Source organism: Streptomyces sp. A1277 (assembly GCF_004795015.1).
Lineage (GTDB): Bacteria > Actinomycetota > Actinomycetes > Streptomycetales > Streptomycetaceae > Streptomyces.
The window spans coordinates 61865-73107 of the sequence record NZ_SSBI01000042.1 but is presented as its reverse complement, the minus strand read 5'-3'; the positions used below and the strand labels follow the sequence as shown (position 1 = coordinate 73107).

19 protein-coding genes are annotated in these 11243 nt (G+C 69.2%); 5 read left to right on the top strand and 14 right to left on the bottom strand.

What is annotated here, in order from left to right:
- The 3 genes from E6R18_RS25335 to E6R18_RS25325 form a co-directional block, all read left to right on the top strand.
- A partial coding sequence (locus tag E6R18_RS25335; RefSeq protein ID WP_206308425.1) for a hypothetical protein occupies positions 1 to 358 on the top strand: 358 nt, incomplete at its 5' end.
- Positions 359 to 397: 39 nt separating this feature from the next.
- Positions 398 to 913 carry a hypothetical protein gene (locus E6R18_RS25330; protein WP_136319220.1) on the top strand — a complete coding sequence of 172 codons (516 nt, stop codon included), beginning with the start codon at positions 398 to 400 and terminating at the stop codon, positions 911 to 913.
- A gap of 113 nt (positions 914 to 1026) precedes the next feature.
- Positions 1027 to 1878 (top strand): hypothetical protein, encoded by an 852-nt coding sequence (locus E6R18_RS25325; protein ID WP_136319219.1) that lies wholly within the window; start codon positions 1027 to 1029, stop codon positions 1876 to 1878.
- A 96-nt stretch (positions 1879 to 1974) separates the two neighbouring features.
- Here E6R18_RS25325 and E6R18_RS25320 read toward each other — a convergent pair whose 3' ends face one another.
- From E6R18_RS25320 to E6R18_RS25270, 11 genes are all read right to left on the bottom strand, one after another.
- Positions 1975 to 2406, bottom strand: a complete 432-nt coding sequence (locus E6R18_RS25320) for a hypothetical protein (RefSeq protein ID WP_136319218.1) — start codon at positions 2404 to 2406, stop codon at positions 1975 to 1977.
- Positions 2407 to 2485: 79 nt separating this feature from the next.
- A complete protein-coding gene (locus tag E6R18_RS25315; protein ID WP_136319217.1) occupies positions 2486 to 3526 on the bottom strand; it encodes a 3-oxoacyl-[acyl-carrier-protein] synthase III C-terminal domain-containing protein in 1041 nt (346 codons plus the stop codon).
- Positions 3527 to 3624: 98 nt separating this feature from the next.
- Positions 3625 to 4476, bottom strand: a complete 852-nt coding sequence (locus E6R18_RS25310) for a helix-turn-helix domain-containing protein (protein WP_136319216.1) — start codon at positions 4474 to 4476, stop codon at positions 3625 to 3627.
- 402 nt (positions 4477 to 4878) lie between these two features.
- Entirely contained in the window at positions 4879 to 5490 is a 612-nt protein-coding gene (locus tag E6R18_RS25305) for a hypothetical protein (RefSeq protein WP_136319215.1), read from the bottom strand.
- 74 nt (positions 5491 to 5564) lie between these two features.
- The gene (locus E6R18_RS25300) at positions 5565 to 5963 is read right to left on the bottom strand and encodes a hypothetical protein (protein ID WP_136319214.1); all 399 of its coding nucleotides are present in this window, start codon (positions 5961 to 5963) and stop codon (positions 5565 to 5567) included.
- Between the two features lie 15 nt (positions 5964 to 5978).
- Positions 5979 to 6557 carry a hypothetical protein gene (locus E6R18_RS25295; protein WP_136319213.1) on the bottom strand — a complete coding sequence of 193 codons (579 nt, stop codon included), beginning with the start codon at positions 6555 to 6557 and terminating at the stop codon, positions 5979 to 5981.
- Between the two features lie 355 nt (positions 6558 to 6912).
- The gene (locus E6R18_RS25290) at positions 6913 to 7131 is read right to left on the bottom strand and encodes a hypothetical protein (protein WP_136319212.1); all 219 of its coding nucleotides are present in this window, start codon (positions 7129 to 7131) and stop codon (positions 6913 to 6915) included.
- 71 nt (positions 7132 to 7202) lie between these two features.
- Positions 7203 to 7481: a hypothetical protein gene (locus E6R18_RS25285; protein WP_136319211.1), complete on the bottom strand. Its 279-nt coding sequence runs from the start codon at positions 7479 to 7481 to the stop codon at positions 7203 to 7205.
- 77 nt (positions 7482 to 7558) lie between these two features.
- Positions 7559 to 7849 (bottom strand): hypothetical protein, encoded by a 291-nt coding sequence (locus E6R18_RS25280; protein ID WP_136319210.1) that lies wholly within the window; start codon positions 7847 to 7849, stop codon positions 7559 to 7561.
- 85 nt (positions 7850 to 7934) lie between these two features.
- Entirely contained in the window at positions 7935 to 8213 is a 279-nt protein-coding gene (locus E6R18_RS25275) for a hypothetical protein (protein ID WP_136319209.1), read from the bottom strand.
- Positions 8213 to 8410 (bottom strand): hypothetical protein, encoded by a 198-nt coding sequence (locus tag E6R18_RS25270; RefSeq protein ID WP_136319208.1) that lies wholly within the window; start codon positions 8408 to 8410, stop codon positions 8213 to 8215. The genes E6R18_RS25275 and E6R18_RS25270 overlap by 1 nt, the downstream gene beginning before the upstream one ends.
- 567 nt (positions 8411 to 8977) lie before the next feature.
- On the opposite strand from E6R18_RS25270, the gene E6R18_RS25265 reads away from it, so the two are divergent.
- The gene (locus E6R18_RS25265; protein ID WP_240799850.1) at positions 8978 to 9331 is read left to right on the top strand and encodes a hypothetical protein; all 354 of its coding nucleotides are present in this window, start codon (positions 8978 to 8980) and stop codon (positions 9329 to 9331) included.
- Positions 9332 to 9397: 66 nt separating this feature from the next.
- Here the strand turns inward: E6R18_RS25265 and E6R18_RS35030 are convergent, their stop codons facing one another.
- Both E6R18_RS35030 and E6R18_RS25255 read right to left on the bottom strand, forming a co-directional pair.
- The gene (locus E6R18_RS35030; protein WP_240799849.1) at positions 9398 to 9574 is read right to left on the bottom strand and encodes a hypothetical protein; all 177 of its coding nucleotides are present in this window, start codon (positions 9572 to 9574) and stop codon (positions 9398 to 9400) included.
- A gap of 128 nt (positions 9575 to 9702) precedes the next feature.
- Positions 9703 to 9993, bottom strand: coding sequence for a hypothetical protein (locus E6R18_RS25255; protein WP_136319206.1), 291 nt, complete (start codon positions 9991 to 9993; stop codon positions 9703 to 9705).
- Positions 9994 to 10253: 260 nt separating this feature from the next.
- Here E6R18_RS25255 and E6R18_RS25250 point away from each other — a divergent pair, with 260 nt between their 5' ends.
- Entirely contained in the window at positions 10254 to 10601 is a 348-nt protein-coding gene (locus E6R18_RS25250) for a hypothetical protein (protein ID WP_240799848.1), read from the top strand.
- A gap of 67 nt (positions 10602 to 10668) precedes the next feature.
- Here the strand turns inward: E6R18_RS25250 and E6R18_RS25245 are convergent, their stop codons facing one another.
- On the bottom strand, positions 10669 to 11190 hold the full coding sequence (locus E6R18_RS25245) for a hypothetical protein (RefSeq protein ID WP_240799847.1): 522 nt from the start codon (positions 11188 to 11190) through the stop codon (positions 10669 to 10671).
- Between the last annotated feature and the right edge of the window lie 53 nt (positions 11191 to 11243).

The window sequence follows — 11243 nt, the reverse complement described above, 5'->3', positions numbered from 1 at the left end:
CATGAAGCGCCCCGCCCGGAAGGCCAAGCCCATGATCGACCTTACCGCCACCTACACCTGGACCCCCGTCGGCCAAGACACACCCCGCACCATCACCCCGACCGTGAAGCACCGCGTAAACGGGCGCGGCATCGACACCATCAACATCACCGGCCTGATCCCGCTTTTCGCCGGCCGGCTCGACGCCATCACCGATGAAGGCGACCGCCTGCACGCCCTGACCGTCCTGTCCACCGCCATGCTCTCCATCTGGGGCAACGGCGAGACCCGCACCACCTACCGCGGCGGCGCCGCCGGCATCACCGTCGACGAGATCGTGGAGCTCGGGAACAAGATCCGCACCCAGCTCGCCGCCTGACCCTCACCCCACCTCGACCCAACACTGAAGGAGCCCATCATGGCCGTCACCACCACCTACGGCAGCTGGCTGAAGCACACGCACGAGCTGACCGTCGGCCACACCATCCGGGCCGCGGTCGGCGAGTTCGCCGCCGACTACGACCTGGACGCCCTGGAGAACGGCTACCGCACTGCGGTCAACGCAGCCCTCCCGGACGGAGTGTTCCTGGTCGGGGACGAGTTCCATGGCCCGTACCAGGACGAGGACGCCGACTTCGACGGGTACGCCCTGGACGAGGACGGCCGGCTCGACATCAAGACGATCGTCGCCGGCGTCGACCTGTACGCGATCGTCGAGGCGAATGAGTTGTGGACAATCGACCGGGTCGTCGAGGAGCTCGGCTTCAAGGGCGACTCGGCGAAGGGCACGGCCCGAAAGACGCTGTCGCGGTGGGGGGTGGACCGGCACGACATGGTCGACCACCCGGACAGCGGCCGCCCGCAGGCCCGGTACAAGTCGGCCGACGTGAAGGCGGCTCAGGTTGCCGCTCCGCGTCCACGGACCCGGCCCTGACGCCATTCTCGCCCCTCCCCGGATCAGTAACCTTCCCCGCCCAGCCGTCAGGCCGGGCGGGGAAGGTTACTGATCCCAAGGGGCATCACTGCTGACCACGGAGAAAGAGAGCGATGGTGACGATAGAAGGGTGCGATGCGCCCCGGACAAGTTGCGGAACCCCGTCGGGCTGGCGGGCCGGTGGGCGGTGCCCTGGGTGCCGTGCCGCGAAGAACCGGGACGACGCGAAGCGTCGCGGCCTGACCGACGAGCAGCGGAACCTGGCACTCAGGTCCCTGCGCTCCGGTGGTACCGCAGCCAGTGCCGCAGAAGCAGCTGGCGTCAGTCCGCAGTCACTGTCGCAGGCGGCCAGGGCCGACAGCGAACTGCGTGCGGCACTCGACGGTGCACCGGAGGCCATCCAGGTCATTGCCCAGCGTGGGGACTGGCTGGCGGCGCTCGTCCGCTCAGGCGGTGATCAGAAGGCCGCCGCCCTAGCCATCGGGATCAACCCCAACACGCCGAACAGTTGGCGGCAAAGGGACCCCGAGTTCGACGCGGTGGTTATGGCGATGCTCGCGTGGATTGATACGGCAGGGGCCCGGACTGTCAGGAGGCGTAGAGCTGACGGACGCAATCAGGGGGTGACGATCGCGGAGCTCGATGAGGCTGCCTCCTACCTGGAGAGCGGGGCGACTATCTCGGAGGCGAGCCGGCGCACAGGGATGGCGGGTCCGACTCTGATCAAGCGGGCGGCGGACAGTCATCGTCTCAGTGCCGCTCTGGCGGCGCGCACGCGGCAACCTGTTACCGAGGGAATGCTGACTGCCGCCGCCAGGCACCTGGAAAGGGGGGGAAGCCTTGCGGAGGCGGCCCGGCTGGCAGCGACTACCAGAGATGCCCTGCTGAAGCATGCGCCCGGCCATGACCGGCTGCGTGCCGCCTTGGAGGCGTACAAGGAGCAGCCTTTCCCGGAGCAGCAGTAACCGCCCCGTATGACACTGCGCCCCCGTCCAGCCATCAGGCCGAACGGGGGCGCCGCTGTGTTGGGGGCAGTGCGGTAGACGACCGTCTCACCCTACTCAGGCATCGGCCACCTCCTCTTCGGCAGCGTAAAGCTGGGGCTTCTCCTTGGATCGGTGGAGCGGCGTGGTGACGATGTCTCCGGCGGCCTGCTGTTCGGACAGGAGGTAGTACGTCTTCCCTCCGTCCGTAGAGAATGCCTCGGAGTTCCGGGTGGACTGCCACAGGGGAACCGGGTTCAGCCGCCCCTCGGCGTGCCGGTCCAGCCACTCTGCCGGGTCGTCGGTGAGGTCGGTGAGCGGCTGGAACCGCAGGAGACGTTCAAGGTAGGCAATGGCGTGGGGTGCACTGCCGCCGCTGTGACCCATATCGGCAAAGGCTTGGACGACCTTGCAAAGGCCGCGGATGGTGTCGCGGTCCTCTTCGAGGATGATGAGTTCGCGACGGGCGTGGGCGACAAGGTTGGACTCGGTGGCGCGGGAAGGGCTCATGTGTTCCATGTTGCGCCCGGAAGGGCGATTCGTTGCCCCCGCTCGGGTGCGGGCCGACGCGGGGGTGTGAGCGGGGCGGTCAGTTCTGCCAGATGCCGCGGACGGCGGACATGGTGAATCCGGGCCCGAACGCGGCAGCGACGCCGAGGTCGCCCGGGTGGGGTGGGGTGGTGTGGGTGCGGGCGAGGATGTCGAGGACGCTGGGCCCGCCCAGGTTTCCGCACTCGGCGAGCGAGGTGTAGGAGTGGTGGGCGTCGTCGTTGTCCAGGCCGAGGGCTTCGGCGACGTCGTGGATGATGCTGGGCCCGCCGGGGTGGATGACTGCCCAGTCGACGAGGTCCTGCCCGAGCCAGTCCCGGAGGGCGGGCGTGGCTTGGCCGGCGGATTGGGGGGCGGCCCGGGTGGAGTCGAAGTGCATGCCGGTCTCGTCGAGGCGTCCGGTGTACCGGTCGAGGCTGTCGGGGAGCGTGTATTCGAGGGTGTCGTCGATGCGGAGGCCGGGCTGGAGTTGGTCGGCGGTGACGATGGTCGCCGCGGCGGAGTCCGCGAACAGGGCCTTGTAGATCATCGACGGAATCGACGTGTCCGTATGGTTGTACGACGTCGACAGGCACTCCGCGGTCACGACGAGGACGCGGGCGTCGGGGCGGGCGGTGACGTGGTCGTGGGCGCGGATCAGGGTGTGGACGCCGCCCGCGCAGGCCAGGGACGTCATGGGGAGGCGTCTCGTGGTCGGGGGCAGGCCGAGGGCGGCGATGAGGTGCACGTCGAGGTTGGGGACGGAGTACCCGGTGGCGTGGGAGGTGACGACTGCGGTGATGTCGCCCGGCTGAAGCCCGGCGGCGGTGATCGCCCGGTCGGCGGCCTCGGTTGCCATGGTGAGGGCGTCACCGAACGCGGCCCGCATCCGTTCGGCAACACCGGTGTCCCCGGCGACGGTGGGGGACTGTAGCGGGCGTGCGAAGAACCGGTTCTGCACCCCGCAGTTGCGTATCGCCCGCAGGATCACCTCCAGGCGGGGATGGTCGTGGTGTCGGGTGCGGATGTCCTCAAGGATCTCGTCCGTCGAGACTTTGTGGGCGGGGAGCACGACGTGGGGGGCGGTGACGTGAGCGGGCACGAGTCCTCCAGGGTGTGGGGCAGCCCGCCCAACCTAATCCGTGATGGCTGAAATGCTGCCCCTGGCCGGAATAGATGGGGGTGGTGTGGCGGGTGGGATCAGCGCCGCCCGTTCTTAAGTTGGGGGTCCGGGGCGGGAATGACGCGGAGCGGGGGCCGGACCACGACGCGGCGCTCCCCGGCCCGGAACACGAGGACGACGAGGCGGGCGCCGGGGCTGCTGTGCGGGGCTGCGGAGCAGATCGTAATCCAGCCGGGGCCGGCGATCGGGTGCCGGAACGGGCGTTCGTCGCCGTCTGGGTGGTTCACGACACCGTCGCAGTAGTACAGGGGTGCGGTGACCGGGTCGGCGAGGATGTCGGCCTCAAGTTGCCGCAGGTACGGGTTGCCTCCGGCGGCAAGCGCGGCCCGCAGCTGCGGGAAGATGCGGGGGGCCCAGGCGGTCTCCCAGTCCGTCAGAACCTCACGTGCCCCGCGGTCGAGGCACATCCAGCGTAGGACGTTGTCGGGGACCTGCCGGTCGGGGAACATCGTCACGAACGCAGGGTTGTACGTCAGGACGTTCCACGCCGCGTCCGTCATGTACGCCATGTTGTCCATGCCGGCGACGGCGTCCTCCCACGTGCCGAGGACCTGGTACCCGGAGTCGGGGTTGAGGGGGCCGGGGGGTTCCTGCTCGCGGGCGTACCGGTTCAGCATTACCCACTCGTCTTCGGTGAGGCGCAGGAGCCGGCCGAGGTCGTAGAGGAGGTCGACGGGCGGGTTGGGGTACTTGCCGTTCTCCAGGAAGTGGTAGGCGTGGGTGCCGCGGCCGAGGAGTTGGTCGAGTTGTTGTTGGGAGAGTCCTTTGGCGCGGCGTCCTCGGCCGGCGGGTCGGGTCAGGCCGACTGTTTCGGGTTGGATTCGGGCGCGGCGTTCTTTGAGGAACTGCCGGAGTGACTGTTTGTGCATGCTGTTGTTCCCCCGATCAGCGGACTATTGAAGGGTAAATAGTCCAGGCTGTTTTGGTTATAGAAATTGCCAGAACATAAACATGTGAGAGTCCGTCATGCTGTGCACAGCACCGTCATCACCAGCCGGTTCACCGGTCCCTGACGGTGCGGAAACACCTCAGCCGGACACCCGCACAACCCGGCGGCAGGTAACAGAGGAGAGCGTAGATCTAGGCTGGTATTCCGATGTGTGGTATCGGAAAGCTTCGCAGCACAGCCCGGTTTCTACGCTCTCCTCACCGTTTCCCCACTTCCCGCTCCCCACTTTTGGGTTGAGGTTCACGGGGTGTCCACGGAGGCCGGATCTTCTGCCCGAGCTCCAGTTGGTCGATCTTGGCTTCGAGTTTCGGTGTGGGATGGGTCAGCCGGTTTCGTGGTCGTACTCGGAGCGCCCGCACACCCCATACCCAGCGGTTGTGCAGGGGTGGAGGTGGCCGGCGCCCTGGTACGGGTGGGTGGTGACGGGTCCGGGGGCGGGTGTCGGGTTGTCGAGGGCGGCCCGGTACTCGCGTGCAACATCGGCGGCGGTACGGGGCGCCCAGCCGCCTTCGTGCCACATTTGGTATTGGTCGGCGAGCACCCGCACCCGTTCGATAGCGGCGTGGGCTTCACGTAGCTGGTCACGCTCGCCGCATACCTCGGCCAAGTCCTCGTCGGCCGGTGTCGTCGGGTCAGCCAGATTCGCCCAGGCGTAAAGCTGCCCGGCGAGGTGCCGGGCTTGTGCCGGGTCGATGACGACGGCCGGGTCGCCTGCATCCGCATCGATTGCGACCCGTAGCCATGGCCAGGGCGTTCCGTCGTCGGGTTGGTCGTCGCGTCCGTCGCGGGTGATGTGGGAGGGGATGCTGGCGAGGCTGATGGATCCGGTGCGGGGGTCGTCTTCGGCGGGGAGGATGTGCGAGCCCTGGTACGCCCGCGGGGGCCCGCATGGGGTGTCGGTGTCGATGCCGGGGAGGCTGGCGTAGATGCTCATTGTGGCTCCTGGCTGTACGGCGGAACGGGGCGGTGGTGGTGGCCGCCCGGGTGGGGTCCGGGCGGCCATGGGGGTCAGGCTGTGGGTTGGTCGGGGCTCGGCCCGGACTCGATGGTGCGGGTGCGGTTGGCGAGTCGGTGTTCCCAGGAGGGCTGCGCCGCCTTGCGTCCGTTCAGCCATGTCAGGGTTTCGGCAGGATCGGTGGAGGCCGGGCCGTCTTCCCAGGTGCCGCCGTAGGGGCGCGACTGCACGTAGTACTCGGCGACCTTGGTGTGGGTGGTGGCGCCGGTGTCTGCGGGGGTGGGCAGTGCTGCCCGGATGCGAGCGGTGGCGGCGTGGATGGTGGGGTCGTTCGTGGCGGCGTCGATGGTGTCGAGGTCCGTCTGGACGCTGGCGGGGGTGGGGCGCGGGGGCGGGATGGGCTTGGCCTTTCGCGCGTTGATGGCGCGGGCGACGCGTTGGTCCCGGCTCATGGTCATGGCTCTCCTTCAGGTGGTGGGCTGGTCGTAGCAGCCGGGGTACGGGCAGCCGGGCACGGGTTCTCCGTGGTGCAGCCGGTGGATCTCCTGGTGGTGGATGCACTGCCCGGCGGTGAGGTGCTGGTGCCGGGCCTGGGTGATGGTCACGGTGCCGGGGACGGGTACAGCGTCGAGGGTGGAGCGGAGGTCGCGCGCCATGGCCTGGGCAAGTGGGTCGGGTGCGTCGTCCCAGACGGCGGCGAGTTTCCGGACGCGGGCGATGGCGGCCTCGGCCTGCTCGGCGCGGGTTGCCGCGCGGGCCCGTTCGGCCTCGGACTTGTTGGACGTCTCGTGGGCGACGCGCAGGAGGTCTGCGGTCTGGTCGGCGTACAGGGCCAGTTCGGCCACGGCGTCGGCCAGCAGCGCCCCCTCCTCGGGAAGGAGTGCGCCGCGTCGGGCTCGGTCGGCGAGGTGATGGAGGCGGGCTTCTACGACGTCGGACGACACGCGCTCGGTCATCGGGTGTTCCGTGGCGGGGGTGAGGTTGTAGCCGGGGCCGGTGTGGGTGACCGCGTCCAGGAGACGGGCCATGCGGGTGGGCTGGGTCATCGGGTCGGCTCCTCGGTCGGGGCGGGTTCTGGCTGTTTCGGGCCCGACGGTGCACCGGCTAGGAGAAGATCGGGCCCATGACTGCTGATCTGATTCGGGATGCGGCTGAGCCGCTGGACGCTGCTCTTCGGGCTGTACGAGACGCGGGCGTTGACGTGCCGCAGGTGGACATCACGGTGGCCTTTGTGACGGGCGGGTGTGTGGTCCGGGTCGCGGACCGCAGCGCCATTCACCGTGAGGTCGTTGAGGCGCATGTGGTGCGGGCGTTCGATGCTGCTGGGTGGGGGTGGGCAGTACGAAGGCTGGAAGGAATCCGGTTGCAGCACCCGAGCCGTGTGACCCGTCTCTGACCCCGTCACTTCGGCTCCTCGGTCGGGGCGGGGGCGGCGTGGGGGAACGAGGCGATGGCCCCGTACAGCGGGCCCCAGTGCTGGCTATCGGGGTCGGTGTGCTGGATCGCCCCGTTCACGCGGTCCATAACGGCGGAGAACTCGGGGTCGCAGCGGTGGCACCAGTCGTGGGTTGCACAGTGGCGGGTCGTGCGGCACGGCTGGAACTCGGGCTGGTCGGTCATGGTGCTCCTTCGGGTGGGATGCTGGGCGGGCGCCCGCCCCGGGTAACGGCCGGGGCGGGCGTACTGCTGTGTCACTGGGTGGGGTGGGTGGCGGCCAGGCAGGCGGCGATGATCACGACGCTCGGGACGTCGCTGGGGAACTCGATGACGGCACCGTTCGGGCAGTCCATCGCGGAGTCGTCGCACTCGTTGGTGACGGCCCAGACGGCGCCGGACGGGTGCCGGACGATGTCGAGCGGCATCTCGGCGTCGCCGACCCAGCCCGCCGCTTCGAGTGCTTCGAGAACGTCCAACCGGCCGTGCCAGTCGCCGGGCTCGGGCGGGGTGATGATCAGGTGCAGGTCGGTCATGGTGGGCTCCTTCGGGGTCGCGGGATACTGGGCGGGCACCCCGGCCGGCTGAGTCCCGGCCGGGGCGTACTGCGCGGTCACGGGGCGGGACGGGTGCAGGTCTCGTGCGTGTCGCACCGGCACAGGCCGCAGGCGACGCAGCGTTCGATCTCCGCGGTGTCACAGGCCGGGCACATCCCCGGCTCGTCGCCCTTGCAGTTGGGGCAGAGGTCGCCGGCCGCGCCGCAGTCCCACCCGTCCTCGGTCAGCTGGGCGCGAAGCTTGGCCGTCTGCTCCTCCCGACTGACGGGCTGGAAGGCGGCGCTGATCGCGAAGGCGGTGCAGTCGTCGTCACCGGTGCAGGTGATCTGGGCGGTGGTCGTAGGCATCAGGCGCTCCTCGGGGTGATGGTCGACTGGTTGGCGGCGTGGGCGGCGGTGCGGGTCTGGTGGACGTTGTGTCGGCGGGGGCGGGTCATGCGGCCTCGTCCGCGGGGCGCGGCGTGCACTGGGGTGAGCGACCGGAACGGCAGATTCGGGCCGTCAAGTCGATCTGCTGCTGGTTCTTCTCGTCGAACTGCTGCTCGCGTTCCTCGTGGGAGGTGCGGAAGTCCATGAGGAGTACGCGGAAGGTGGAGGACATTCCGCACGGCCACTCGCTGGGGTCGTGGCGGTCGTAGTGGTTGTTTCGCCACTTGAGGGCGATGTCCTGGTGGGCGGGGCAGAGGCCGGTAGGTATGGGGCCGGTCAGCATCAGCGGCCGTCCTTGGCCTGCATGGTGTCGTAGCAGCCGACGCACATGTCGATGACGCCGCCGTCCTCGGGGCCCATGTCGACGGACACGAGCGTGCCCTCGTCGTCGCAGGTGCACGGGCTCGGGCTGTTGGCCTGGCTCGGGTGGCCGTCGGCCTCGTCAACCTCGATCGCGTTCATGTCCGAGTGGTAGGTCACGGTGTTCTCCTTCGCGGTCACAGGGGCCAGAGGGTGGTTTGGTGGTGGACGAGGGGCATTTTGGTCTGCCCGTTGATGTGGTGGTCGGGGAAGGGGCTGTTTCCAGAGTGGGCCTGTTTGGCTCGCTTGCTGCCCCCGGTCAACCCGAGACGCCCAGACTACCGGAATGGGCATGGTGTATGCTATGGCGATTCCGGTGTTGAAGTGTGATGTTTCCTCACCTCCACCCACTTCGGGCCTGATCCGACTCAACCGGCCCCCGGCCAGCACCGCCCGCGCCTACGCTGAACGCCTGGGCGCCACGCCGCGCCTACCGCCCCAGCCCTCCCGGGAGAGCCCGTGCCGCAGCCCCTGGACGCCGACCAGGCCCCGACCCCACCGTCGTACCCGCCGAAAACCCCACCACCGCCGAAGAAGCCCCCGTCACCGCCGCGACCGGACCCGAACGGACAGGGCGTGTACAGCGGTCCGGACACCCTCAATGAGCCCGGAACAGTCCCGGCCGGCACGGTGCTGCCGACGTCCCGGCACCGGGCGACTATGCGGAACCGGCGCGGCAGGAACTGGGTGTACGCGTCGAACCGGTGGGCGGCAGGCAAAGCCAGGGCCGCGGTCGTGGCCCAGCTCGCGGCGTGGGGGTACCGGCCGGGGGTGTTGGTGCTGGACGCGGTCGAGGCGGTCACCAAGCTCCTTGTCGATACGGCGGCCGCGGACGGTGGCACCCGGGTGTCCGTGCACCTGTCCGATCAGGACGGGCAAGCCTGCATCCTCGCCTTCTCCCACTGCCCCGGCCTCGCCGACAGTCCTGACGGGGCAGGGGAGGGCGTCCTGCACCGGGTTGCCGAGCACCGCCCGGTCGCGGGGTGCGGGACAGATGCCGGGCCGGGCGGGCGCCGCCTGTGGGCTGTCATCGACCTCTGACCGTGGGCACACGGAAGCCCCCGGCATCTTCGCGGTGCTGGGGGCTTTACTGCGTGTGGTGTACGTCTAGGGGGTGGTCGTGGCGGCCCGGTTCTCGGCGTGCGACAGCTGGTCTGGGCGTGTGCGGGGGCTGGTCGTGTCCCAGCAGTACGGGCGCAGCCTGTCGGCGGCGGTGAGGGCACGGGTCGCCGCCCCGACGACACTGCCGGGCTCGATACGGGCACCGTTGAGGGAGGCGGCCATGCGTGCCCCGTGGTGTTCGCACCCGGGCACAGCCCCACCGTGCCCGTCGAGGACGGTCACAGCGTCCTGAGGGATGGTGCAGGGGGTGGGGTCCTCGGGGTGGGCGGCACCGCAGCGGTCCTGCCCGGTCACCGGGTCGCCCTCCGCGCCTGCATCTCCTCGTACGCCCTGTCCGCCTCCAGGTCCCGCTCCGGGGGTTCGAGAATGCTGGCGGCGACCGCGGCGCGCACCCATTCCCGAGCTTCTGGGATGAGGGTGCCAGGGTGGTCCTTGCCGAGGTTCAGCCAGTCCTGACGGGTCTTCCCGGTGCGCATGCACCACACGGCCTGGGCGAGGGCGCGGATGCGGTTGTCGGTGGCGTAATGGACGTTCTCGGCCCGTTCGGGGTCCAGGGGAATGGTCTCGTATTGCTTCACCACGACGGTCTCCTCGGTGCAGGGTCTCCAGCCCAGTGTGGCAGCGAGCACCGACACCGGTGGGGTGACTTGACCGAAGCCGAACCGTTAGGGCTGGGGAGACCTCCACCGGATGCGAAGGAGCGGTTATGGGGCGCGACAAGCCGGGCAAGCCTCGCCGGCAACGGCCAATGGGTCCGGATCGTGATCAAGTAACGGGCCCAGCAGCACATACGCACGACGGGTTCGATATCGCCGACTTCACCGACCCAAACGGTCGGCCCGTGGACCACAAGCTGCTGGGAGACCTGGTTGCCGCGGCGTACGACGGCTGTACAACGTGCCAGGACCCGCTGCTGACGTTCATGGTCGAGGACCCGGCTACGTCGGCGCGCACTGTTGAGCTGGCGTGTGTGGCGATCCACGGCATGTTCGGTGGGCTGCCGCAGTCGATGACGGACGAGCACGCCCCAGGTAGCACCTCCAGTCCGGAGTTCCGGCGACTGGCACGGGTCGGCCTGGACGGGGAGAACGACGCCATGTTCCGGGAGTGCGAGCGGATGTCCCTGGCCCAGCGACGCGCGGCCGTGAACACGGCGATGGACACCCTCATCGGCACGATGCCCTACTGACCGTCAGAGAACACGGCGCCCCCAACCCGAACGAGGCTGGGGGCGCTGACGTGGCCACGCGTCGGGGTCAGAGGGGCCGTGTCGCCGCCCCGTCAAGCACCCAGTGCCCTTCGGGTGGTTCACCGCATGCTGTGCAGACGCCGGGAAACAGGGCGCCTTCGAAGTAGTTGTGACGGAACCCGCCGGGACCCTGATAGGCGCGGTCCGCGGCTTCCTGGCAGTCCCGAACTTTGCTGGTCTGGCACCGGCCGCAGCAGTCGTGCCCGATGATCCGGGGGTCCATCTTCTTCTGGCACCCGCTGTGGCTGCACCGGGTGTACAGGACGTTCACCCCTTGGGTGACGTACTGGCGACTGGGTTCCTCAGCTACGGGGGTGCTGTCGTCGGGGTAGTCGGTGTCATCTGGCTCGTTCTCGTCCGAGGAGGCGGCGTTCGCAAGCAGGATGAGTCCGACGACGACGGTGATGACGACCCCGCCGACCACGAAGGCTTTCCCGGCGATGTTGAGACTGTTCCAGCGGTCGGTGACGCGCTGCCGCACAGACTTCTGTGGCGACTCGGCCGGCTGCTCGCTGTTCTCGTCGGTCATGATCCCCCCCAGGGGCGTGCGGTGAAGTCCGGGGCTGGCCCGTGAAGGCCCGC